The sequence below is a fragment of the Euryhalocaulis sp. genome, assembly GCF_013911995.1.
In the GTDB taxonomy this organism is placed as follows: domain Bacteria; phylum Pseudomonadota; class Alphaproteobacteria; order Caulobacterales; family Maricaulaceae; genus Euryhalocaulis; species Euryhalocaulis caribicus.
This window is the reverse complement of sequence record NZ_JACESD010000007.1, coordinates 22,402-44,988: the sequence shown is the minus strand read 5'-3', so window position 1 is coordinate 44,988 and position 22,587 is coordinate 22,402. Positions and strand designations below refer to the sequence as shown.

The following is a 22,587-nucleotide window of genomic DNA, read 5'->3' as shown; positions in this document are numbered from 1 at the left end:
CCAATGATATTATAAGCGGTCTTGAGGGAGGGCCGTCATGGCGGAGATTGTCTTACACAATGTTCGGCGCGAGGCGCCGTGGGAGTGGCTGGCGCTGGGGTGGCGCGATCTTGTCCAGGCGCCGGTCCTGAGCCTGTCGCTCGGCGCGGTTTTCGTGCTGATCGGACTGGCGCTGAGCGCGGGGCTTTTCGCCGCCGGGTATTCCGCGGCTATCCCTGCGGCGATCAGCGGGTTTGCCGTGGTCGCGCCGCTGTTTGCCATCGGCTTCTACCAGATCAGCCGCACGCTGGACGCGGGCCGCAAGCCCGGGCTCAAGGACCTGTTCAGCCTGCACGCGGACACGGTTTCACAGATCGGATTCCTGGGCGTCCTGCTGATCATTCTGCTGCTGGTCTGGGCGCGGCTGGCGCAGTTCATCTACGCCTATTTCACCAATGGCGTTTACCTGCCGCTGGATGATTTCACCGCCTTCGTCCTGACCGATTCGGCCGGCCTGGCCCTGCTGATCGTCGGCGGGCTCACGGGCGGCGTGCTGGCCATCGCCGCGTTTGCGATCTCCGCGCTCAGCTTTCCGATGCTGGTCGACAAGGACACTGACGCGGTCACAGCGCTGACCGCCAGTGTCAACGCGGTGCGGCGTCAGCCCTTCGTCATGCTGACCTGGGCCGCCATCATCGCGGTCATGACTCTGGCCGGCGGGGCGCTGTTCATCGCCGGGCTGATGGTGGTCTTCCCGTGGCTGGGTCACGCCAGCTGGCGGGCCTACCGGTCCTTTATCGAGGAGTCCTGATCGCGGTCGGGCAGCGGCTTGTCGTCATCCAGCAGGATGCGCTCGGCCGCCCCGTCCAGGTCCTCATACTGTCCGGAATGGACGGACCACAGAAAGGCCCCCAGGCCCAGCACGCCAAGCCCGAGTGCGGCGGGGATAAGCCAGAGAAGCGCGGTCATTTCGAGAGCCTCAGCGCATTCAACGTGACGATGATGGACGATCCGCTCATCGCGATCGCGGCGATCAGGGGCGTCACGAATCCGAACACCGCCAACGGAACCGCGCACATATTGTAGAGCGCGGCGAAGGAGAAATTCTCCACGATGCGCCGCCGCGAGGACCGGGCGACATCCAGCGCCAGCGGCAGGCCGGCCAGCCGGTCGTTCTGCAGCACGAAGTCGGAGGCTGCCTGGCTGATATCTGCCGCGCGCGCCGGGGAGGCGGATACATGCGCCGCGGCCAGCGCCGGGGCGTCGTTGAGCCCATCCCCCACCATCAGGACGCGCCGCCCCTCGCCCGCCAGCGCTTCCAGCCGGGCAATCTTGTCCTGCGGCTTCAACTCGCCGCGCCAGACGGCGACGCCCAGCTGCGCCGCAACCGCTTCCACGGCGGCGTTGCGGTCGCCGGATAGAAGCTCCACCGGGAGGCCGCGCCTGGTCAGGGCGGCAATGGCCTCGGCCGCGCCGGGACGGATCCGGTCCTCGAACACGAAGCGCACAGGGTCCCCTTGCCCGGCCTGCAGCCATGCCTCGGTCGCATCACCCGGCGCATCTTTGATCCCGAGCCAGCGCGCAGAGCCAAAGCGTATGGTTTCGTTATCGATCACGGCGGACATCCCCGCGCCGGACGTCTCCTCGACGTAATCGGCGGTCGGGCCGGGGCCGGCATGGTCGGCGACCGCACAGGAAAGCGGATGGCGCGAGGCGCGGCAGAGGCGCGCGGCCAGGTCCAAAACACCAGCCGGGATCGCGTCCGCATTGATCAGCTTGGGCTCGCCGAAGGTGAGCGTGCCGGTCTTGTCGAAGACGGCGTAATCCGCTTCCGACAGACGCTCCAGCGTATCGCCGGATTTCACCAGAACGCCCTCCCGGAACAGGCGGCCCGAGGCCACGACCTGCACCGCCGGCACGGCCAGGCCCAGCGCGCAGGGGCAGGTGATGATCAGCACCGCGATGGCATTGATGATGGCCGGGCGGAAATCGCCCGTGAAAGCCAGCCATCCTAGAACTGTCAGCGCAGCGAGGGTGTGGACCACGGGCACGTAAAGCCGCGCCGCGCGGTCTGCAAGGCGCACATAGCGGGAGCGGTTTTGCTGGCCCGCCTCCACCAGCCGGGCGATCTCGGCCAGCAGGGAATCCTCCCGCCGGGCCAGCGCCCGCACGGTCAGCGGCGCGGTCAGGTTCACCATGCCCGAATAGATCGCCGCCCCCGGCGCGGTCCGCACCGGATCAGTCTCGCCGGTGACCAACGCTCCATCGACCTCGCTAGCACCCGCCTCCACTTCCGCATCGACCGGCACGCGCTCGCCCGCGGCGATGACCAGCCGGTCGCCGGCCTCCACCTCGCTGGCGCGGATGGTCTTCAGCGCGCCATCGGGACCGATGCGATTGGCCGTGGCGGCCTGCATTGCGGCGAGCTGACGGGCCGCCTGCCCGGCGCGCGCCCGCAATCGGGAATCCAGGAACCGGCCGATCAGCAGGAAGAAGAGCAGCATCACGGCGGCATCGAAATAGGTCTCGCCGCCCCGCAGCGTCTCCACCACCGACAGTCCGGAGGCGAGCAAGACGGCCAACGAGATCGGCACGTCCATATTGACCTGCCGCGCCTTCAGCGCGCCCAGCGCGGAACGGAAGAAGGGGCGGGCCGAATAGGCGATCGCCGGCAGGGCGATCAGCGCCGAAAGCCAGTGCATCAGGGCGCGCGTGGCGGCGTCCATTTCCCCGCCGCCGGACCACACCGAGACCGAGAGCAGCATGACGTTCGCCATCGCGAACGCGGCCACGGCCATGGCGCGCAGCAGCGTCTTCCCCTCCGCGCTCTGGGCGCTGGCGCTGGCGCTGGCGTCCGGATCAAAGGGCGCGGCGGTGTAGCCAAGCTCGGTCAGGCGCTCCACGAAATCGCGCGCGCGGTCGCGCGAGCCTTCCCAGTCGACGGCCAGGCGGCCGGTGGAGAGGTTCAGCCGGGCGTTGCGAACGCCCGGGAAGGCGCGCATTCCGCCCTCGATCTTGGCGATGCAGCCGCCGCACTTGGCGCCCCGCACCATTAGGTCGATGGAAAAGGCTTCGCCCTTTTCCCGGACGAAGGCGGAGGGATCGGCAGTCAGCGCACCCATATGCGGCTCTTGAGTTCAAACGGTTCGGGGGCGGCAGAGACTTCCACGATCCAGCTGCCCTCGGCCAACGTGTCGGCAAGGTGGGCGACATAGAGGCCCTCCCCGGCATAGGCAAAGGCCAGAACGTGATCGTGCGCGGCGTCTGCGGGGTGTTTCACCGCGCCGGCCAGATTCAACCCGCTGACCGGCGCGCCTTGCGCGTCGACGATATGCAGGGTCACGGCACCCTCGCGGCTTTCCAGCTCTGCGCTCCATCCCAGTTCGGTCTGCGCCGCCCGGCGCTCCAGTACCGCGTTATAGGCCAACCCCTGGCGATAGCTCTTGGATTCCTCCTCGCCCCGGAACGTCCCGACGGCGAGCGTGATGAAGGTCGCGTTGACCGCGATCGTCACGGCGAAAAAGCCCACGATCATCGTCAGGACATGCCAGCCTTTAATCTCACGGATCATGATCCGCCTCCTGTTATGAATACGGACCGCGTCACGGATTCCTCACCGGTCGACGGGTCTTCGATACGGAAGACCAGCGGTTCGGACGCGCTGTCGATATCGCCCCGCGACAGCGTCACGAAGATGCGGAAATCGCGCGTGCTGTCGGGTCCCACGGACAGAACCATGTCGTCCTGCCCCAGCACGCTGGTCGTGACTGGTTCCACGCTTTGTATCTCCAGCCAGTAGTCGCGGGCTTCGTGCAGCTTGTTCACCGCCTTGATCGTGTAACCGTTGCGGATATCGCCGCTGGAAAGCCGTACATAGTTGGGGTTGCGGTCACGCTGCGCAGTGACATCCATCGTCGCCCGGGTCAGCAGGGCGAAAAGCGTGATTGCGGTCACGGCCACGAGCGCCACGGCGTAGAAGATGGTGCGGGGACGAACGAAGCGGAATCGCGATGGCTCGCCGCGCAGGCGGCGCTCGATATTGTCCTCCGTGTCATAGGCAATCAGGCCCAGCGGCCGGCCGACCTTGCCCATGATCTCGTCGCAGGCGTCGATGCAGAGCGCGCAATGGATGCATTCCAGCTGTGGCCCGTTGCGGATATCAATACCCATGGGGCAGGCCGCCACGCAGGCCTTGCAATCGATGCAGTCGCCGCGCCCTTCCCAGCTTGCGCCCTTCTTGTGCGCGCCCCGCGGCTCGCCCCGGTCGACGCGATAGGTGACGTTCAGCGCCTCCTCATCGGTCAGCGCGGCCTGGATGCGCGGCCAGGGACACATATAAGTGCAGACCTGCTCGCGCATCGTCCCGGCGAGCGTATAGGTCGTAAAGGTCAGAAGGCCGAAAAACAGGTAGGAGGAAAGCTGCGCCTCGCCGGTGAAGAAGTTCCCGATCAGGTCAAAGGCGTCGTGGAAATAAAGGATCCACGCGCCGCCCGTCGCCGCGGCGATCAACAGCCACACGGCGTGTTTGCCGGTTTTCCGCGCCGCCTTCTCCGTCGACCACGATGCGCGGTCCAGCCTGATGCGGGCGTTGCGATCGCCTTCGAAGATCCGCTCGACCGCGATGAAAAGGTCCGTCCAGACGGTTTGAGGACAGGCATAGCCGCACCACACGCGGCCAAACAGCGCGGTGACCAGGAACAACGCCAGCGCGGCGATAATAAGCAGCGCCGTGACGAAATAGACTTCCTGCGGCCAGATCTCGATAAAGAAAAAATAAAAGCGCCGCCCGGCGAAATCGATCAGCACCGCCTGGTCCGGCGCGGCGGGGCCGCGGTCCCAGCGGATGAAGGGCACGGCGTAGTAAAGCCCCAGCGCGGCCAGCATGAAGGCCCATTTGGCGCTGCGGAACTTGCCGTGGACCAGCTTGGGATAGATCGGCTCGCGCTTCTTGTAGAGCTGGCGTTGCTCGGCGTCGTTCACCGCCTCGGCGCGCGAGCGGCGCACGCCCGGCGCCGCTTCCCTGGCGGCGTCCGGTCGATCTGGCGCAGTCGTGACTGTCATATCGGTTCTGCGGGTCTGTTCCCGCTTGATCAGCCGGCGGGATCCTGTTCGTCCGCGCCTGTTTCGGTCTCGGCGTCCTCCCCGCCGCCGAGCGAGTGAACATAGGTGGCCAGCGCGGCGATCACCGCCTCGTCCAGCCGCTCCGACCAGGCAGGCATGACCCCGGCGGGGCCACGCCAGATGCTCTGGTAGATTTCCTCCGACGAGCCGCCATAGAGCCACTCGGCGTCGGTCAGGTTCGGCGCGCCAAACGTGCGGTCGCCCGCACCCGACGGGCCGTGGCAGCTGGCGCATTGCTGAGAGAATATCTCCGCGCCCAGCGCTGCCCTTTCAGGATCATGCTCCTGGCCGGACAGCGACAGGACGTGCTGGGTCACTTGGCCGATTTCCTCGCCGCCATAGATCCCGTCCGCGCCGAAGGCGGGCATCATGGAGAACCGCGTCTGCGGATGCTCGGATCGGATGCCCACATGCAGTGTGTGCAGGATCTCTTCATAGCTTCCGCCCCACAGCCAGACATCGTCATTGAGGTTCGGATAGCCCTTGAAACCCTGCGCGCCGGAGCCGTGACAGGTGGCGCAATTATCGCCGAAAGCGGACTCGCCCGCGGCCAGAGCGAAGCGGAACAGGTCCGGGTCGGACTCGATCTCCTCCAGCGTCGCACCGGTCAGGCGTTCGAAATTCTCCGAGCGGCTGGCCTCCAGCGCGGCCATCGCCTCGGCGACATTCTCCCGCTCGGAATTGCCGGTCAGGCCTTTCGTGAAGCCGTCAAAGCCGGGCGGCGCGGGCAAGGCCGGCATGAAAACCATATAGATCACCGACCAGACGACGCTGGCGTAGAAGATCCACAGCCACCAGCGCGGCAGCGGATTGTTCAGCTCCTTGATCCCGTCCCACTCGTGACCGGTGGTTTCGACGCCGGAGACTTCATCGATTTCAGGTTTGTCAGCCATTCTTGCGGTCCTCTCCGGGTCCGTTCTCGTCTTCGGAGCCGGGCTTTTTGTCGTCCAGCGGCATGCGGGCGGCCTTGTCGAACTTCTTCTGGTTTCTTGGCCACAGCGCGTACGCCAGAACCACCGCGAAAATCACCACGAACAGGAGCAGGCCCCATGTCTGCGCGAAGCTGGAAAGCGTGTCGTAATTCATGGCGCTATCTCAGGTTTTCTTCGGCTTCGGCCTCGTAGGTGGAGAAATCCACCATCGTTCCGAGCACCTGCAGGTAGGCAATGAGGGCGTCGAGCTCGGTGATCTCGTCCGGATTGCCGTCGAATTCGCGCGTCACGGCGCCGGGATAACGCTCGGTGAGGTCCGGTCCGGCGAAAGGATCGGTCTGGGCCTTCAGGTCCGCCACTGCATTGTCGAGCATGTCGTCGCTATAGGGCACGCCGACAGCGCGGTTTGCTTTCAGCATTTCCACGATATGCCCGTATTTCAGCGGGCTTTCCTCGAGGAAGGCATAGGGCGGCATAATGGATTCGGGCACGACGGAGCGCGGATCGCGCATGTGATCGCGGTGCCATTCGTCGGAATATTTCCCGCCGACGCGCGCCAGGTCCGGCCCAGTCCGCTTGGAGCCCCACTGGAACGGGTGGTCGTACATGCTTTCGGCGGCCAGCGAGTAGTGGCCGTAGCGCTCCACCTCGTCGCGGAGGGGGCGCACCATCTGCGAGTGGCAGGTGTAGCAGCCCTCGCGGATATAGATATCGCGGCCCGCCAGCTCGAGCGGGGTGTAGGGTCGCACGCCGTCCACCTCCTCGATCGTGGAGTTGAGGTAGAAGAGCGGCGCGATTTCCACCAGGCCGCCGATCGAGACCACGATCAGCACGGCCACGGTCAGGATCAGCCCGTTGCGTTCCAGAACGCGGCTGTGAAAGTCTTTCAGGAGGCGGTGGTGCCAGAGCATGGTTCGATATCCTCCTTACGCGACCGCTGACGCGGGCATCGTGGCCGGGATCGTTTCGGCGTCGCGCACCTCGCCCCGGATGGTCTTGTAGATGTTGAACACCATGACCAGCGCGCCGGAGAGGTAGAGCACCCCGCCGAGAGCGCGGATCACGTAATAGGGTTTCATCGCCTGGACGGTCTCGATGAACGAGTACTCCAGGAAGCCCAGCGCGTTATAGGCGCGCCACATCAGGCCCTGCGTGATCCCGGCCGGCCACATCGCGGCGATGTAGAGCAGGATGCCAAGCGTCGAGAGCCAGAAATGCCATTCGATCAGGGACTTGGAGTACATGGATTTGCGCTTCCATAGCCACGGCACCAGGCAATAGACCGCCCCGAAACTGATGAAGCCGACCCAGCCCAGCGCGCCCGAATGCACGTGGCCGATCGTCCAGTCCGTGTAGTGGCTGAGCGAGTTGACCGCCCGGATCGACATCACCGGGCCTTCGAAGGTCGACATGCCGTAGAAGGCGACCGAGACGACCAGCATGCGGATCACAGGATCGGTGCGCAGCTTGTCCCAGGCGCCTGACAGGGTCATCAGGCCGTTGATCATGCCGCCCCAGCTCGGCATCCACAGCATGATCGAGAACGTCATGCCCAGCGTCTGCGCCCATTCGGGCAGTGCGGTGTAGTGCAGGTGGTGCGGGCCGGCCCAGATATAGATGAAGATCAGCGACCAGAAATGGATGATCGAGAGCCGGTAGGAGAACACTGGCCGCTCGGCCCGTTTCGGGATGAAGTAATACATCATCCCCAGGAAGCCGGCGGTCAGGAAGAAGCCCACTGCGTTATGGCCGTACCACCACTGGGTCAGCGCATCCTGCACCCCCGAGAACAGCGAATAGGAGCGCGCGCTGAACGGGGTAACCGGCATGGCCAGGTTGTTGATCACGTGCAGCATCGCGATGGTCACGATGAAGGCGAGATAGAACCAGTTGGCCACGTAGATGTGGGATTCGCGGCGCTTCTGGAGCGTGGCCAGGAAGATCAGCAGATAGGCCACCCAGATGATGGTCAGCCACAGATCCGCGTACCATTCCGGTTCGGCGTATTCCTTGGACTGGCTGACGCCGGACAAGTAGCCGATGGCCGCCATGACGATGAAGAACTGGTAGCCCCAGAATACGAACCAGGGCCAGAGACCGCCCGCCAGACGCGTCCGGCAGGTGCGCTGAACGACATAGAAGGACGTCGCGATCAGCGCATTGCCGCCGAAGGCGAAGATCACCGCGGACGTATGGAGCGGCCGCAGCCGCCCGAAATTGGTCCAGCCAAGCGCTTCGAAATACAGAAAGTTCGGCAAGGCGAGCTGGAAGGCGATGATGACGCCCACCAGAAGTCCGGCGATGGCCCAGAACATTGTGGCGATCACGCCCGCGCGAACAACGCCTTCCGCGTATTGCGTCTGATCGAAAACGGGCGCGCCGTCCGAATAGGTCATGAAAAGCATGACCAGGCCCGTGAAAAATCCCGCCATCAGGAGCCAGGCCTGGCCCTCCATGACAGGATCGCCCCCGCGTGAGGCGGCCAGAAGTGACCAGAAAAGGCCCGCGAGCAGAATCAGGGCGATCGATAACCCGTCGATTCCGAAGCCGCGCGGCTGTGCTTGGGCGTGCGCCATAGTCGAAAAGTCCCCAGAAGACCCGCTCAAATTCGTCCAGTCGCGACCCGCCCTGATGGCGGCCACAGACTGCTGATGCCCGACCGCGCGGACCGGCGTATTGATTTCAATCAAAGAAGCGGCGCGTCCGATCAGCCTATGGGGTGGGCCATGGAAAAGAGTCTCGATCAGCGCCTCGAACGCGCCTTCCTCGTCTCCGGGTTTTCCGCCGCCGCGGCGGGAGTCCTGCTTGCCTGCGGGGCGATGCCGGGTGCGGCCATGTCTGCGCTGTGCCTGTCGGCTCCACAGCTTCAAACATCAGGGCATTGCGCGCTTTGTTACGCGGCCGCCGGGATTATTGCCGGCGCTGCCGCCTATCTGTGGCGGGAATCGCGCTCCCTCCCCCGCGCGGCGACCCGCTAAACCGAAACCGAGTGCACCGCCGTGGAGGCGGGGAGGTGAGCGTCAAACGCCGCGGCGGCATGGCGCACCAGCGTGCGGTATTGCGGATTGACGATCACCACCCCGCTATAGCTGGAGACGACGCCGTCCGCTTCCAGCTCCGCCAGATCCGGCGCCGGCGCGGCGAGACCGTGACGCGCGGCGATCTCGCCCGTATCTACTTCGAAATGGCACATCAGGCGGGCGATAATCTCCCGCCGCATACGGTCCTCAGGGATCAACCGGTAACCGCGGGCGGCGGTGACCGCGCCAGCGTTCACCTGCCGGTCCCATTCATGCGTGGCCGCGATATTCTGCACATATCCCTGCGGCAGCTCGCTGATCGAAGATGCGCCAAGCCCGATCAGTGTCGTCGCCGTATCGTCCGTATAGCCCTGGAAATTGCGGCGCAGTTTTCCCTCCGCCTGGGCGCGGGTCAGCGCATCGTCCGGCTTTGCGAAATGGTCGAATCCGATCGGCGCATACCCGGCGCCGATTAGAACCGCCGCCATGGCCTCCGCCTGGCGCAGGCGCGCCTGCGTCCCGGCCAGGCTTGCCTCGGGGATCAGGCGCTGGTGCGTCTTCAGGTGCGGTACGTGGGCATAACCGAAGACGGAGAACCGATCGGGCGATAGGCTCAGCGCCTGTTCGGCCGTCCTGCGGCAATTTTCCTCCGTCTGACCCGGAAGGCCGTACAGCAGGTCAAAGTTCAGGCCCGCGATCCCGGCCTCCCTAATGCGCGCGGTCGCTTCGGCCACGACAGGGAAGGGTTGCGGCCGGTTGATGGCGTTCTGGACATCCGTGTCAAAGGTCTGGACGCCGAAGCTGGCCCGCGTGAAACCGGTCTCTCCCATGGCTGCGGTAAAATCGTCGGACAAAAGGCGCGGATCGATCTCCATGGCAATTTCTGCGGTATCGAGCACGTCGAAACGCGACCTGAGACGATCCATGAGCCGGCGCAATTCATCGCCCGGCAGATAGCTGGGACTGCCACCGCCCCAGTGAACATGGCTGACTTTGAGTCGCGCCGGAACGATGTCCGCGATCAGATCGATTTCCCGCAGCAATGTCTGTGCATAGGCCGCAACGGGCTCGATCCGCCGCGTCGCCTTGGTATGGCAGCCGCAGTACCAGCACATCGCCTTGCAGAAGGGCACGTGCAAATAGAGCGATACCGGCTTTTCAGCCGGCAGCGCCCGGAGCCATTGCGCATAGGTTACCGGATCGATGTCCGTTCCAAATTGCGGCGCGGTCGGATAGCTGGTGTAGCGAGGCGTCCGGCGCGCGGCGTATTTCAGCAGGATCTGATCTGTCATGCATATCCGATAGCGCTTTGAGCCGGACCCGTTTTTGCGCTAACGCAAACCGGAGAGCATGAGACTCACAGACTCCGCCGCATGACCCGAACCTACGCGCAGGAACAGCTACAGGCGCTGGTGCAGACCGCCGTCGACGGCATCATGTCGATCGACCGGCATGGCGTGGTGAATCTCTACAACCCGGCCTGCGAGAAAATCTTCGGATGGACGGAGGCCGAAGTGCTTGGCCAGAACGTCTCCATGCTCATGCCGTCCCATTATTCGGGCCAGCATGACCGCTATATCGGGCGATATCTCGATACAGGCGAGAAACGCATCATTGGCATTGGCCGGGAGGTCGAAGGGCTGCGCAAGGACGGCGCGGTCTTTCCCATGGACCTGAGCGTCGGCGCTTTCACACATGACGGAGAGCCGCGCTTCGTCGGCATCGTGCGCGACCTGACCGAGCGTGTCTCCGCCGAGCGGCGCCTGCGCGAGTTGCAGTCTCAACTGATCCATATGGGCCGTGTCAGCGCCATGGCCGAAATGGGCTCCTCTCTCGCCCATGAGCTGAACCAGCCGCTTACCGCCATCTCGCTCTTCCTCGCTGCGGCCGAGCGCTCGCTCGAAAATGACCCGGACAAGGCGAAAGGATTATTCCAGCGCGCCCAGACCGAAGCGAACCGGGCCGGGGATATCGTGCGGCGCATCCGGCAGATGGTGGAGCAGGGCGACCAGGAAAAATCGTTCATCTCCATCCGGGAGGTGATCGAGGCCGCCGTGGAGCTGTGCAGCGTGTCCGAAGTGGACCGGTCAGCAGAGATCGATACAAGCCAGGCCGATGACGCGGCGGAAGTGTTCGCCGACGAAACCCAGATCCGCCAGGTCATGGTCAACCTGATCAAAAACGCGCTGGACGCCACGCAGGGCCAGTCCGAACGCAGGATTCGCGTGCGAACCGAGATCGATGACGATTTCCTGTCGGTCATTGTCGATGACAACGGGCCCGGCATCGACGCCGAGATTGCCGCGAGACTGTTCTCGCCCTTTGTCACCAGCAAGCCGAACGGGCTGGGCATTGGTCTTTCCATCTGCCGCAATATCGCCGAGGCGCATGGCGGCAGCCTGGAGCTGGCCGTGACCGATGGTTCCGATAGTCTCGGGGGCGCGCGATTCAGACTTGGCCTTCCGGTAAACTGAGCATGACGGACTTCTCCTCCACGATAGCCATTGTCGATGACGATGACTCGGTGCGCGAGAGCCTTGCCGCCGCCCTGGAAGGACCGGAACGGAAAATCGTGCTCTACCCGCACGGCCTTGCCTTCCTGCAAGGCCTGAAGGATGGCGCGCCGGACCTTGTCTTCCTCGACCTGAAAATGCCGCAGCTTTCAGGGTTGGACGTGCTGCGCCGGCTCAAGCCGCTGAATTTCCCCGTCATCATGATCAGCGCTCATGGCGACATTTCTGCGGCCGTCCAGGCCGTGAAACTGGGCGCATTCGATTTCATAGAGAAACCCTTCACGCCCGCCATGCTGGATGCAGCGGTCGCCCGGGCGCTGGACAAATCAGCGGAGGATGACTCAGGCGCGGCGCTGGAAGCCCTAACCGGCCGGGAACGCGAGGTCGCCCGCGCCCTGAATGACGGTCTTACGAACAAGGAGATCGCGCGGGAGCTGGACGTCAGCCCGCGCACCATCGAGATTCACCGCGCCCGCGTGTTCAGCAAGCTGGGGGTGCGCAACGTCGCCGGTCTGGTGAAACTTTTGTCAGAGCGTTCAGCGGAAATTTGATCCGGAGCAAAGCGCGGCGCCGCGCGCTTGGTCATGGTCGGCGCCATCATGCCAACGTGCCACATCTATCTTGTCGAGACAGACGCCGTTGTCCGGGAGGCGTTTGAGGCCTTTGCCGACGCCTATGGATTCCCGGTCCGGACCTATGCCGATCTCGCGCGGTTCATAGACGATGCGGCGCCGAACGCCGCGGACCTGGTGGTGATCGACCTGCCGGCCCCCGGCGCGCTGCAGCGGCTTGAGCCCTGGCTGGCGCGCCTGCCCCGGCAGCCGCGCCTGATGGTCGTCTCCGGCCTCGGCAGCGAATGCTTTGACCGCGCGCTGAAACGCCACGACGGCGCCGTGGCGTTCCGGAAGCCGCTAAACCCGGTCCAACTCCTTGAAAGCATTATTGGCTCGAACCACGCCGCACCGCCTGCGGCAGGCTGACATACGGGAAATTACGTACGCGCTGATCCGAATTTTTTTATCGCCTGGAAAACGCGAGAAAGGCTCCACACATTCAGCGGAGCATTCATATGCGCGACCTCAAGACCAGACAGTTTGCCAAGGCCGAGCCGATCTATTTCGCCGGCGACACCGGGGTGCGCCTGATGAAAGTTGTCAGCGGAGCCGTCATGGTCTTCCAGATTTTCGAGGATGGACGCCGCCAGATCACCGACTTCGTCACGCCCGGCGAGCTGCTGCATTTCGATTTCGACGGCGCGGTGGATCACTACGCCGAAGCGCTGACCGAGGTGGAGCTGATCCAGATAGAGGCGAGCGCCGCGCTCACTGACCCGGACTGGGCAGACTACATCTTCAAGCAGATGCGAGAGCGCCTGGGGCGCGAGCGCAAGCATGTCGCGCTTCTGGGCTGCAAGTCCGCCGCCGAGCGGCTGGCAGAATTCCTGATCATCGTCTCCGAGCGCCTGACCTCGCCCGTCGGAGATCTGGAGCTTCCCATGACGCGTCAGCAGATCGCCGATTATACGGGCCTGACGATCGAGACCGTCTCACGCCTGTTTTCCCGCTGGACGCGCGAACGCCGTCTGATCCCGACCGGCCGCCGCACCTACCGTATCGAGGGCGCGCTTGCGGCCTGAAACACCAAGCGGGCCGGATAGACCGGCCAAGGCCAATGACTGATTCCGAAATCCCGGTTGCCCCGGCGCGCAGCGATCGCCGCGCGCCGCTCCACCCCGACATTACCGAGGCGCTGATCCAGCGCGTGGTTCACCGTTTTTATGCCCGCGTGCGCGCCGATGAGCGCCTGGGGCCGATTTTCGAACGGCGCATCGGGGATCACTGGGCGCCTCATCTGGACCGGATGTGCGATTTCTGGTCCTCCGTCCTGCGCATGACCGGCCGCTACAAGGGCCGGCCCATGCCCGCCCATATGAAGTTGAAAGACGTGCGGCCCGACGATTTCGAGCGCTGGCTGGGCCTGTTCCGCCAGACAGCGCGGGAAGAATGCGCGCCTGATGTCGCCGCCCTGTTCATCGACCGCGCCCAGCGCATCGCGGGCAGCCTCAGCCTGGCGATGTTCTTCGATCCTGCTCGCGCGGGGCCTTCGGAAAATACCGGCGCATAGGGAAAACCCCGTACGCGCTCACCCGAATTTCGCCGCACCGCCGCCGCTGCTACTTCCCATTTCATCGGACACCGGCCCGCGAGGCGGGCTGAATACAGAGACAAGAAATGACCGAACCTTTCATCGATCTTAGCGTCCACCACAAACCGGCGGGCCTGCGCGACCGCGTCGCCTACGGCTTCGTGAAGGCGCTGCGCCTGTTTGCCGACACCTTCTTCGCCAAGCGCTATGGCCACCGCGCCGTGGTGCTCGAGACCGTGGCCGCCGTGCCCGGCATGGTCGGCGCGACGCTGAATCACCTCAAATGCCTGCGCCGGATGCGGGACGACCGCGGCTGGATCAAGACTCTAATGGACGAGGCCGAAAACGAGCGCATGCACCTGATGACCTTCATCGAGGTCGCCAAGCCGACCCTGTTCGAACGGGCCATGGTGCTGATCGCTCAAGGCGTCTTCTATAACTTTTTCTTTCTGCTCTATCTCATCTCGCCCCGCACCGCCCACCGCGTAGTGGGCTATTTCGAAGAAGAGGCGGTGATCAGCTACACCCATTATCTCAAGGAAATCGACGAAGGCCGCAGCGAAAACGTCGCCGCGCCGGAAATCGCGAAACGCTACTGGAACCTGCTCGAGGGCGCGACCCTTCGCGATGTAGTGCTGGTGGTCCGCGCCGACGAGGCCCATCACCGCGACGTCAATCACGGCTTCGCGAACGAACTCGCCGGCCTGCCGCACGGTGCCATCGCCCCCTGCCCGCCGCACGAGGAACTGAAGCCAAACTGGAAAGCCGCGGCCTGAACGCGCTTCCTTATCCTGAACAAAAGGGCGGCGCTTCCCGGCACCGCCCTTTTTCCATTGTCCGTAATCAATGCCGCCTAGGTGCTGTCAGGCGAATTCGAACCGGTCCTCGTAGAGCCAGGATGCGCCGGTCTCAGGCCGCACCGAGCTGGCGCCACTCGGCAAGGGCGGCGTCGCGATGATCCTTGAAAGCTGTGCGGCGATTGATATGGCGGTCGTGGTTGAAGTGGTTGAAGACGGAGGAGTGGACAGAGGCGAACTTCTGCAGACTTCGCATGCGCCGGAAGCGCTGCATCGCCCGTTCCCGTCTCCGTAATGGAAGATGTGAGTTTTCGGCCCGATTATCTAGCCAGCGGCCCGTCTCATGGCGGCCGTCCTGCCCCAGCTCCCGCAGCGCCGCGCTGTAAGACCGAAGCTTGTCCGTAACGATCGAGCGCGGCTCACCGTATCGCCTCATCGCCTTGCGCAGAAACCGAAGGCCGCCTCGCGATCCCGCGTCTTCGAGACATAAGCCTCCAGTACCTCGCCCTCGTGATCGATCGCCCGCCATAAATAATGCGTCTCGCCGCGGATCTTCACGAACATCTCGTCGAGATGCCATCGCCACTGCGGGAACGACCGCATCTGCTGAGCCCGCTTCCGTCTGATCTTGCCAGCGAACATCGGGCCAAAGCGGTTCCACCAGCATCGCACCGTCTCGTGGCTGACATCGATGCCGCGCTCGTGGAGCAGATCTTCCACGTTCTGGAGCGAGAGCGGAAAGCGGACATAGAGCATCACCGCCAGACCGATCACCTCCGGCGATGTCTTGAAATAACGGAACGGATTGGCCATCCGGAAACGCTAGGCGGACCGGGCCAGCCGCTCAAGCCTGTTTCCTCTGACAATACCGTCGCGCCGCCTTGCGATTGGGCGTTCTCGAGACACACACCTCCAGCTTCTTTACCTCGTGATCGGTCGCGCGCCAGAGATAGGGAGTCGCCGCGGAATTTCATGTACATCCCGTCCAGATGGCAACCACTTTCGTCTAATCACACTTCGCGGTAAGTTTCATGACCTTATCATGTGCGCCATGAATGGAACTCAACAGAGCTTCAACGCGAATCGATTCTCCCCAGTCGATGATAATGGGCTCGCTGGGCTGACCTTTATCCATCCAGCTTTCGCCAATCATCAGCCGGCTCGCCGTCCAGTTCTGATTGTTCCTGATCACGCTGATCGACTGCATGTGATCGGCCCGAACAAGATTAAGCGTCAGGTCCGTTTCCTCGATCAGAAGACGAGCGGGCATACTGCCTTCAGCCTTCATCGCGCACGCTGCAATTTCGTGGGTGGTTGTTTCGCCATCAATCGTCAATTGAGCCGATCCGAAGGAAAGGGCCGCAGCGAGAGACGTAGAAAGTGCGAGCGATATCATCAGTGGCTCCCTGAGAAATAGAATAGCGTCAGCCTGTAAAATCGTCTGCGCGAGGAAAATAGTGCAATTGTCCTATGGAAGATGAATTGGAACGGTGCTGTCCGGCGAATTACCTCGGGAGATCTCCTGAAATAGCGAAATGGATTGGACGGCTGGAGACCGGCTGACGCAGGTCGAGGGTCTCAATCCAATTTCTTGTGACGGCGCCTTGAATAAGCTTCACCCACAAGCGAGCATTGCTAGAGTGTCTTCCGCGTGAACAGCAGGAACTCCGCCATGGTGCGATCAGGCGAAAACAATGATTTTCTGCTGGAACTCTATCACGACTCCATGTCATGCGAGCCTGATGCGTTACGTCTGCGGACGCTGAAAAACCTGCAACAGATTCTTCCGTTCGATTTCGCGGTCTGGGGCGGCGGCCGGGCTGACGACCGGATGGTTACCGATCTCGCCGTTCTGGACCAGTCGGACGCTGTCCTGGGTGATTGGGAGGCCGTAGCCCATGATGACGCATTCTGCGATTTGACCCTTACCCGACTTGGCCAGACAGCGCGTTTCGATGACGTGGCGAACTATCGCCGCAGCTTTGCCTATAACGATCACTGGCGCAGGTTCGACGCGTCTCACATGATGGCGACGATCACGGCCGAGAAGTCGGACGGATATGTCAGTTTTGTCGGCTTGTGCGCCGATGGACAGCGGCACGCATTCTCCGACACGGAACGCGCTTTCAAGCAAGCGCTAATGCCGCACCTGTCACAAGCCCTTCGCATCAACCGCGACCTGTGGACCGGCCGCGCGGCGATTAACAGCGAAGCCGTGGCCATGATAGACCGACAAGGCTGGATTCTGTCCCGCCAAGGCCGCTTCGATGAAATTGCAACGGAGGAGTGGGGCGCCCGTCTCTGCGCCATCCCGCCGGACGTCATGCGGACCCTGACCGGCCATGGAGTATGGCACGGACGGGCAGGCTCGGCCCGGCTTTCGACTTTCGGAAACGCCTGTTTCATTCATCTCGCCTCTCAGCCGGGGCTGTCGCTACTGACGCCGCGAGAGCGGGAAGTCGCCAAACTTTATGCTGCGGACCTTACCCACAGGCAGGTTGCCGCGGCGCTCGGCACATCGCCTTCCACGGTTAGGAACCAGCTCGCGCGCGTCTACGACAAGCTCGAAATATCGAGCAAGACGGCTCTGTCGGCGCTCTTTCGCCATCCTTGATCTATTGGGGCAGCCGGCATGGGCCAGATGCACTATTCCATCCCCTCCGCAGCCGGCTAGGTTTGCGCGGATCATACCCTGGTGGCCGACCGCCGTGCCGGGCAGCTGATTGGGACGACATGAACAAACATCCGCCGCCGTGGGATGCTGGCCGACAGCGTTTCCTCATGTTTTTGATCGGTTTGCTGGCCGTTCTTCTGCCGCCCCTATCCGCTCATGCGGACATAGACGGTCATGGACCGGACGCCTGGCGGGTTGTGGGAGTGGCGGAGAATGATGTTCTCAATGCGCGCATGGGGCCGGGAGCCGATTATCCGGTGATCGAGACATTCGCACACGATGCCCGCAGCCTGAAACAGATCACCTGCGTGCCGTATTATACGCCCGCGCACTATTTCAAACTGAGCGAAGCCGAGCATGAAGCCCTGCCAGCGCGCTGGTGCCTGATGCAGACGGCCGACCTCGGCAAGGCCGGGTGGGTAGCTCAGCGTTATCTGAAGCCGGATTACACAGCCTCTGCCCCAATCGCCAACACGTCCGAGTCGGCAACGCCCGGAAGCGACGCGTTGATCATGCGCGCCCGGGACCTCGTGCGAACCTTGTACGAGTGGGCGGAACAGGCCCCGGCGGGCGGGCGGCATCCTTTGGACCCCGCGCATGCGGGCCAGTTCTTTTCCGTCGGCGTGGTGGAGGCGATGAAGGCCCGTCCGCCCGGCGCCAGCCCGCTCTATGGCGCACAGGACTTCGACGGCAGTGTCTCCGATCCGTTTCCCGATCCGGAGCAACCCATGCTGCGCGGCATGATCACTCTGCACGTGGACATCGTGAATTTCGGCCAGCCCCGCCGCGTGACCTTCAGGCTGCGCGCAGACCCCGCCCGACCCGGGGCGCCCCTGCGAGTCTTCCGCATCGAACACGAGGACTGGGCATTCCCCGAGACCTCATCAAACTAGGGAAATATCATCATGAGCTTATCTCCGATGCGCCTTCTGTGCGCGGCCGGTCTTTTTGGCCTGTGCGCCGCTGTCCCGCTTTCCGCATCGGCCCGGATCCAGACTTCGCCCATTGGCACGGTCAAAGCGGTGATCGACGGCAAGGATTATGCGGGCGAGACGCTCGCGGTCCCGTCAGAGGATTCGGCCACTGCGGATTTCAGAACGTTCGGCCCGGTGACAAATCTCGCCATTCAGGCTCAGGACCCCGAAGCTGAACGCCGGATGCACAATGTCCTGACGCTGGAGATCAGCGTCATGGGAGAAGGCGCGGGCGCACAAATAACCGCCAGTTCGGCGTCCTATTGGCCCGATGGCATGAATGCGCCGTTCTATACAAGCGAAGAAGGCGCGGGCGGCGCCTCGATCACGCTGGAAGCCTTCTCGCTGGAGAGCGGCGCGGCACGGGCTGCGGGGAGTTTCGAAGCTACGCTGTGCGCCAAGGAAAGCTACTTCGCAGAGATTGATCTCGAAGATTGCCTGCCGGTCGAAGGCGTCTTCGATACCGCCTTGCACAAGGCGGACTGAAGTCCGTGACCGGCCGCACTCACGCGCTTCCGCTGATATGCCTCGCCGCGATTCTCGCGCCGCTTCAGGCTCACACTCAACCAAGAGACAGCAACGCCCCCTTCCAGGACGGCTACGATGCGCTCTATGGCGATGATCTTGTCGGTGAATGGGAAGGGACGGTCAGCGGCAGCACGGTCAGTCAGGCTGACGGACGGCTTGGCGGTCAGGCCGTGTTCGTCAAACGCGGCTATGAGAATCGGGAGGACTTCGGCCTGGTCCTGCACGATCAGCTTAATCGCCGGGGACGCGACTTTTCCGAGATCCGCATAGGCATGATCCCGTGCGGACCGGAAGGGCGGCGGACGCGCCTCGTGCACGGGCTGGAGTTGCGCGACGCGCCGCCCGGTTCGGGGACGCTGTCCTTCCAGAACACCGTCGCGGACACCGGGCGGGACGACATGACGGTCCAGCCCGGATACGGGCCGGCGCTTGAAAAACCCGCCATTCTCCAGACCGAATGGACCGATGAATCCTTCACGCTCACGGTCTCTGGGCAGCTCAAATCCGCCGTCCTGCCCATGCGGAACGGCGTGCTCGACTATGAAAGCGACCAGAAAGGCTGGATCGAGCAACTGGGCCTGAACCTGCAATTCGAGCTGCCGCGCACGCCTGAAACCGAGGAACTTTTCCAGTCGACGCTCTGCCGGCAAGCGGGGAATTTCAACGTCGTGGAAACGCGGCCCGTCCACGGGAAGGAGAATGTGGTCCTCTCCGGCGCGGAATTCGATGTCGAGTTCAGCGAAGACCTTTATCAGGGCAGCTTCGACTCTTCGACAATCATGTTGACGACCCTCGATCCGGACGGCGGCTATATCTACGTGGATGCCGATTATTCGCTGGAGACCCCCACAACGCTTCGGATCATCCCGCGCGAGAGGCTGCGGCCGGGAACGATCTACGACATTACCCTGACGGGCGGTGACGATGGCATCGTTGGAGCCGACGGCCAGACCCTGGAGGAGGACTATGAATTCACCTTCTCGACACTCGTGGAGCCGGACAATGTGCGGCTCGACATCTACCAAGTCTCGCGGAACGCCACGCTGGTGAACGGCAAACCCGCCTCCGCGCGCATCTATGTGGACTGGGAAGAGCTTGAGGATATTCACCCGGACCGACAGGTGACCAGCTATCCGGTCCAAGTGGAGGTCCGGGATACGCGTGACAAAGTCATCTTTCCAATGCGTGAAAGACGGGCAATGCGTCCGGACCAATTCACCGACGAGGACAGGCGGTTTGGCGATGACAGTCTCAACCTGTTCGGCTGGACCCCGTCATCAAGGAGTCAGCCGGCGACCTTCGTGGCCGAGGTTCTGCCCGATGAATACTATCCGGCTGATCCCGAACGCGAGCCGGACAAGGTTGAGCGTGAAATGGAGTATGCCGGTCAACATGTGAGCCGGCTGACCGTCGATTATTTTATCGCCGCGCATTCCGAATGGCTGCCGGACGGGCCCGAAGAGGAGGCCATCCAGCAGATCATCAGGTCGGCGCACCGGGAGAGGGCCTTCGCCAACCAGATCCTTCCTGTAGCCGATGTCACCGCGCACTATCGCGGCGTCTACAATGTGATGGACACGATCTGCGGCATTCCGGGCATCGAGTGGGTGATGTGCGGCGACGGCTTCAACAACTGGTCCGGAGATCACCCGGTCGCGGCGGTCGAGGCGGAGGGCAACTGGGCCCACCTCCTGCGACTGTTCGAGGAGCATGTGGCGGCGAGGTCGAGCGCCGACATACTGGTTTCCTATCACCCGCCAAGCTTGTCCGGCGGGCAGACCAACTCGCCTTTCGATCAGCCGCCCTCGCTCCCGCTCGACCCCGCGGCGCCGGACCCGGCTCTCACCGACATGATGCGGGTGGATGGCGCGTCGCGGAACGTGATCACAATGGGAACCAGCGGCTATGGCGGTCAGGGCGCGCCGGCGATCCTGCGCTCGCCCATGGTCGTGCATGAGTTCGGCCACGTCTTCGCCCTGCCGCACATTCCCTTCGCCAACGGCCCGGCGCACCGCAAGGAAGTCTGCAAAGCCGGATACAAGACGACGGCAGCGAATATCGACGGCATGCGTATCGCGCTCAACGGCCAGAGCGGGGCGGTCAAATCCAGCGAGAATGGCAACGCGGAGACAACGGCGCCGCTACTCAACCTGATGTTCCCCTGCCTGTGGGAGCCGCGCCGCGATTACTGGATCGATGGTCAGCAGTATGAGTGGCTGGTGGAGCGCATGCCGGACATGCTGCGGATCAACCGCACCACCCGCGCAGCGTACCTACAAGGGCGCGCGGAGACCCGCCGCGCCGGGCGGTTGCCGGCGGCCGGCAACCGCCCGGTCCGGCAGGCATCGTTTAGCTGGACCACTGGGGCGCCCGAGGCCCGGCTCTGGCGCGCCTCCTACAGCCAACCCGCGGCCCTCAGGCCTGAAGAGGAGGCAGTCGCCCGGGACTGGATCATGATATCGGGCCTCGCGGACGGCGAGAATTCGGGTCTGCTGCCCGCCATCACCGTTCGCGGCCCGCGTGATCGCCTCTCCGCCGAGGACGGGGCCTATGAAATTCGGATCGAAGACGCCGATTGCCGCGTGATTGCGCGTTCCTCGGCAGGCCCGGGTCTGGAAAGCGGCGGGAAAGGCGCCTGGCCCTTCTCGGTCACCCTGCCGGTCTCCGGAGAACCCGCGCGGATTGTCTTTTCCCGTGGCAGCGAGATTCTGGCCGAGCGCCGGACCGCTGAATCCCTGCGACCTCCCGAACTAATTTCTCATATACGCGGGGGCGTATATCGGGCGGGCGAGAGGCTGGAATGGCGTGCTGAATCGGGTGATCCGAACCTGATATATACGGTGAGATTCGCCCCCGATGGAGAAACCTGGTCGACGCTAGCAATGTTTCTGACCGATACGGGTTTCACGCCAGACCCGCAGATCTTGAGACCCGGCGCGGCGGCCGCCTTCGAGATCATCGCACATGACGGCGTCCGTGAGAGATCGACACGTCTGCCGGTGAAGGTCGACGTTCCGTTGAAGCCTTTACTGGCGTCCCCGTCGGCCGATGCATTAACAGCAGCGCCAGGTGCGGGAGAACTTGTTTTCAATGCGCCACTCGACCCCGCCTCGTTGAACGCCGTTCACCTCAGCGACGAAACCGGACTAGCGGTCCCGTCGATAGTTGATCTGGAGGGTGGAGGAACGGTCCTTATGGTCGTCCCCGCCGAGCCGGAACCTGATACCGTCTATAAGGTCATCGCCGGAAGGCAGCTCAGAACCAAGGACGGCCGTACACTTGGCTCCGAAGTAAGCTGGCAATTCAGGACATCTGAAGCGATAGACCGCGCCGCGCCGGCGCTCGAGCCGTCCGCCGTTTCTGCTGTGGGTCCAGTCGGCGATAATGTGGAGTCGGCGAACGCCGTTCACGAGAATCCGGGCCAGACGGGGGCGGGCGAGCTAACGCTTGAATTCGGGCGGGAGATGAAGCTGGCGGCCGAGATTCTGACCTGTAGTGCAAACGCTTCGGGTAAATTGGTCGAAGCCGTTTTTGAGATAGAGCCGGGCACGCAACAAATGATCCGGCTGGAGGAATCCGCGAGGGGAATTTTGCGGGCAACACTGGATCAGGGCAAGGGCGTGACCGCGGAAAGCAACGGCCAAGCGGGTGAAAACTGGGCGCTTGATGTGTCAGGCGGTCACGTGTCTGGCAGCGGCATCCTCAAAAATGATGGTATGAGGGCAAATTTTGCTATCCGCGGTTTGTGTCCTGGCGCGTAGAACAGGCATCACCGCCAAGCAGACCACTTAGGCCGCCTCCCACTACGAGCAGAAGAGATTTTAGCGTCCGCCCAGGCTCACAATACGCCGCAGCTGTGATACGGAGTATAGGTCCGCATCAATCTGGTTCACGGAGGGGCGAG

Annotated in this window: 21 protein-coding genes and 1 pseudogene; 11 read left to right on the top strand and 11 right to left on the bottom strand. The window is 63.4% G+C overall.

The annotated features are described in order from the left end of the window. The first annotated feature begins 37 nt into the window (after window positions 1-37). The gene (locus H2040_RS03140; RefSeq protein WP_287154359.1) at window positions 38-790 is read left to right on the top strand and encodes a DUF2189 domain-containing protein; all 753 of its coding nucleotides are present in this window, start codon (window positions 38-40) and stop codon (window positions 788-790) included. On the opposite strand, the gene ccoS is transcribed toward H2040_RS03140, so the two are convergent. The 9 genes from ccoS to hemN all read right to left on the bottom strand — a co-directional run bounded on the left by ccoS (window position 763) and on the right by hemN (window position 10,344). Next, a complete protein-coding gene (gene ccoS, locus H2040_RS03135) occupies window positions 763-948 on the bottom strand; it encodes a cbb3-type cytochrome oxidase assembly protein CcoS (RefSeq protein WP_287154357.1) in 186 nt (61 codons plus the stop codon). The genes H2040_RS03140 and ccoS overlap by 28 nt on opposite strands. Then, entirely contained in the window at window positions 945-3,101 is a 2,157-nt protein-coding gene (locus H2040_RS03130) for a heavy metal translocating P-type ATPase (protein ID WP_287154355.1), read from the bottom strand. The genes ccoS and H2040_RS03130 overlap by 4 nt, the downstream gene beginning before the upstream one ends. Next, on the bottom strand, window positions 3,089-3,550 hold the full coding sequence (locus tag H2040_RS03125) for a FixH family protein (protein WP_287154353.1): 462 nt from the start codon (window positions 3,548-3,550) through the stop codon (window positions 3,089-3,091). The genes H2040_RS03130 and H2040_RS03125 overlap by 13 nt, the downstream gene beginning before the upstream one ends. Beyond that, window positions 3,547-5,040: a cytochrome c oxidase accessory protein CcoG gene (ccoG, locus tag H2040_RS03120; protein ID WP_287154351.1), complete on the bottom strand. Its 1,494-nt coding sequence runs from the start codon at window positions 5,038-5,040 to the stop codon at window positions 3,547-3,549. The genes H2040_RS03125 and ccoG overlap by 4 nt, the downstream gene beginning before the upstream one ends. 29 nt (window positions 5,041-5,069) lie before the next feature. Next, window positions 5,070-5,993 carry a cytochrome-c oxidase, cbb3-type subunit III gene (gene ccoP / locus H2040_RS03115; protein WP_287154349.1) on the bottom strand — a complete coding sequence of 308 codons (924 nt, stop codon included), beginning with the start codon at window positions 5,991-5,993 and terminating at the stop codon, window positions 5,070-5,072. Continuing rightward, window positions 5,986-6,186, bottom strand: coding sequence for a cbb3-type cytochrome c oxidase subunit 3 (locus H2040_RS03110; protein WP_287154347.1), 201 nt, complete (start codon window positions 6,184-6,186; stop codon window positions 5,986-5,988). Before H2040_RS03110 ends, ccoP begins: the two co-directional genes overlap by 8 nt. Window positions 6,187-6,190: 4 nt before the next feature. Continuing rightward, window positions 6,191-6,943 (bottom strand): cytochrome-c oxidase, cbb3-type subunit II, encoded by a 753-nt coding sequence (gene ccoO / locus H2040_RS03105; protein WP_287154345.1) that lies wholly within the window; start codon window positions 6,941-6,943, stop codon window positions 6,191-6,193. 15 nt (window positions 6,944-6,958) lie between these two features. After that, window positions 6,959-8,608: a cytochrome-c oxidase, cbb3-type subunit I gene (gene ccoN / locus H2040_RS03100; protein WP_287154343.1), complete on the bottom strand. Its 1,650-nt coding sequence runs from the start codon at window positions 8,606-8,608 to the stop codon at window positions 6,959-6,961. A 398-nt stretch (window positions 8,609-9,006) separates the two neighbouring features. Then, on the bottom strand, window positions 9,007-10,344 hold the full coding sequence (hemN, locus tag H2040_RS03095) for an oxygen-independent coproporphyrinogen III oxidase (protein ID WP_287154341.1): 1,338 nt from the start codon (window positions 10,342-10,344) through the stop codon (window positions 9,007-9,009). Window positions 10,345-10,425: 81 nt separating this feature from the next. Here hemN and H2040_RS03090 point away from each other — a divergent pair, with 81 nt between their 5' ends. From H2040_RS03090 to H2040_RS03065, 6 genes are all read left to right on the top strand, one after another. Next, entirely contained in the window at window positions 10,426-11,526 is a 1,101-nt protein-coding gene (locus H2040_RS03090; RefSeq protein ID WP_287154339.1) for a two-component system sensor histidine kinase NtrB, read from the top strand. Window positions 11,527-11,528: 2 nt separating this feature from the next. Then, a complete protein-coding gene (locus tag H2040_RS03085) occupies window positions 11,529-12,116 on the top strand; it encodes a response regulator transcription factor (protein WP_287154337.1) in 588 nt (195 codons plus the stop codon). A 33-nt stretch (window positions 12,117-12,149) separates the two neighbouring features. Then, window positions 12,150-12,545 carry a response regulator transcription factor gene (locus H2040_RS03080; RefSeq protein WP_287154335.1) on the top strand — a complete coding sequence of 132 codons (396 nt, stop codon included), beginning with the start codon at window positions 12,150-12,152 and terminating at the stop codon, window positions 12,543-12,545. Between the two features lie 89 nt (window positions 12,546-12,634). Continuing rightward, a complete protein-coding gene (locus H2040_RS03075; protein WP_287154332.1) occupies window positions 12,635-13,201 on the top strand; it encodes a Crp/Fnr family transcriptional regulator in 567 nt (188 codons plus the stop codon). A 35-nt stretch (window positions 13,202-13,236) separates the two neighbouring features. Then, window positions 13,237-13,689, top strand: a complete 453-nt coding sequence (locus H2040_RS03070; RefSeq protein WP_287154330.1) for a group III truncated hemoglobin — start codon at window positions 13,237-13,239, stop codon at window positions 13,687-13,689. A gap of 107 nt (window positions 13,690-13,796) precedes the next feature. Beyond that, entirely contained in the window at window positions 13,797-14,486 is a 690-nt protein-coding gene (locus H2040_RS03065) for an alternative oxidase (RefSeq protein WP_287154328.1), read from the top strand. Window positions 14,487-14,619: 133 nt separating this feature from the next. Here H2040_RS03065 and H2040_RS03060 read toward each other — a convergent pair. Together H2040_RS03060 and H2040_RS03055 are read right to left on the bottom strand one after the other, a co-directional pair. Further along, a pseudogene (locus H2040_RS03060) lies at window positions 14,620-15,320 on the bottom strand (IS6 family transposase). A gap of 193 nt (window positions 15,321-15,513) precedes the next feature. Beyond that, complete coding sequence (locus H2040_RS03055) at window positions 15,514-15,903, bottom strand: hypothetical protein (protein ID WP_287154326.1); 390 nt, start codon at window positions 15,901-15,903, stop codon at window positions 15,514-15,516. 276 nt (window positions 15,904-16,179) lie between these two features. On the opposite strand from H2040_RS03055, the gene H2040_RS03050 reads away from it, so the two are divergent. The 4 genes from H2040_RS03050 to H2040_RS03035 all read left to right on the top strand — a co-directional run bounded on the left by H2040_RS03050 (window position 16,180) and on the right by H2040_RS03035 (window position 22,444). Then, window positions 16,180-17,121, top strand: a complete 942-nt coding sequence (locus tag H2040_RS03050) for a helix-turn-helix transcriptional regulator (protein WP_287154323.1) — start codon at window positions 16,180-16,182, stop codon at window positions 17,119-17,121. A 119-nt stretch (window positions 17,122-17,240) separates the two neighbouring features. Beyond that, window positions 17,241-18,074, top strand: coding sequence for an SH3 domain-containing protein (locus H2040_RS03045; protein ID WP_287154321.1), 834 nt, complete (start codon window positions 17,241-17,243; stop codon window positions 18,072-18,074). A gap of 12 nt (window positions 18,075-18,086) precedes the next feature. After that, complete coding sequence (locus H2040_RS03040; protein WP_287154319.1) at window positions 18,087-18,641, top strand: hypothetical protein; 555 nt, start codon at window positions 18,087-18,089, stop codon at window positions 18,639-18,641. Window positions 18,642-18,646: 5 nt separating this feature from the next. Then, window positions 18,647-22,444: an Ig-like domain-containing protein gene (locus H2040_RS03035; protein ID WP_287154317.1), complete on the top strand. Its 3,798-nt coding sequence runs from the start codon at window positions 18,647-18,649 to the stop codon at window positions 22,442-22,444. The last annotated feature ends 143 nt before the right edge of the window (window positions 22,445-22,587 follow it).

Excerpts from the sequence above, each read along its gene's own strand:
- ccoG (WP_287154351.1), bottom strand. The coding sequence starts at position 5,040 with ATGACAGTCACGACTGCGCCAGATCGACCGGACGCCGCCAGGGAAGCG.
- H2040_RS03040 (WP_287154319.1), top strand. The coding sequence starts at position 18,087 with ATGAGCTTATCTCCGATGCGCCTTCTGTGCGCGGCCGGTCTTTTTGGC.
- H2040_RS03075 (WP_287154332.1), top strand. The coding sequence starts at position 12,635 with ATGCGCGACCTCAAGACCAGACAGTTTGCCAAGGCCGAGCCGATCTAT.
- H2040_RS03090 (WP_287154339.1), top strand. The coding sequence starts at position 10,426 with ATGACCCGAACCTACGCGCAGGAACAGCTACAGGCGCTGGTGCAGACC.
- H2040_RS03050 (WP_287154323.1), top strand. The coding sequence starts at position 16,180 with ATGGTGCGATCAGGCGAAAACAATGATTTTCTGCTGGAACTCTATCAC.
- H2040_RS03070 (WP_287154330.1), top strand. The coding sequence starts at position 13,237 with ATGACTGATTCCGAAATCCCGGTTGCCCCGGCGCGCAGCGATCGCCGC.
- H2040_RS03130 (WP_287154355.1), bottom strand. The coding sequence starts at position 3,101 with ATGGGTGCGCTGACTGCCGATCCCTCCGCCTTCGTCCGGGAAAAGGGC.
- H2040_RS03110 (WP_287154347.1), bottom strand. The coding sequence starts at position 6,186 with ATGAATTACGACACGCTTTCCAGCTTCGCGCAGACATGGGGCCTGCTC.
- ccoP (WP_287154349.1), bottom strand. The coding sequence starts at position 5,993 with ATGGCTGACAAACCTGAAATCGATGAAGTCTCCGGCGTCGAAACCACC.
- ccoN (WP_287154343.1), bottom strand. The coding sequence starts at position 8,608 with ATGGCGCACGCCCAAGCACAGCCGCGCGGCTTCGGAATCGACGGGTTA.
- H2040_RS03045 (WP_287154321.1), top strand. The coding sequence starts at position 17,241 with ATGAACAAACATCCGCCGCCGTGGGATGCTGGCCGACAGCGTTTCCTC.
- ccoS (WP_287154357.1), bottom strand. The coding sequence starts at position 948 with ATGACCGCGCTTCTCTGGCTTATCCCCGCCGCACTCGGGCTTGGCGTG.
- H2040_RS03140 (WP_287154359.1), top strand. The coding sequence starts at position 38 with ATGGCGGAGATTGTCTTACACAATGTTCGGCGCGAGGCGCCGTGGGAG.
- H2040_RS03080 (WP_287154335.1), top strand. The coding sequence starts at position 12,150 with ATGGTCGGCGCCATCATGCCAACGTGCCACATCTATCTTGTCGAGACA.
- H2040_RS03055 (WP_287154326.1), bottom strand. The coding sequence starts at position 15,903 with ATGATATCGCTCGCACTTTCTACGTCTCTCGCTGCGGCCCTTTCCTTC.
- ccoO (WP_287154345.1), bottom strand. The coding sequence starts at position 6,943 with ATGCTCTGGCACCACCGCCTCCTGAAAGACTTTCACAGCCGCGTTCTG.
- H2040_RS03085 (WP_287154337.1), top strand. The coding sequence starts at position 11,529 with ATGACGGACTTCTCCTCCACGATAGCCATTGTCGATGACGATGACTCG.
- H2040_RS03065 (WP_287154328.1), top strand. The coding sequence starts at position 13,797 with ATGACCGAACCTTTCATCGATCTTAGCGTCCACCACAAACCGGCGGGC.
- hemN (WP_287154341.1), bottom strand. The coding sequence starts at position 10,344 with ATGACAGATCAGATCCTGCTGAAATACGCCGCGCGCCGGACGCCTCGC.
- H2040_RS03125 (WP_287154353.1), bottom strand. The coding sequence starts at position 3,550 with ATGATCCGTGAGATTAAAGGCTGGCATGTCCTGACGATGATCGTGGGC.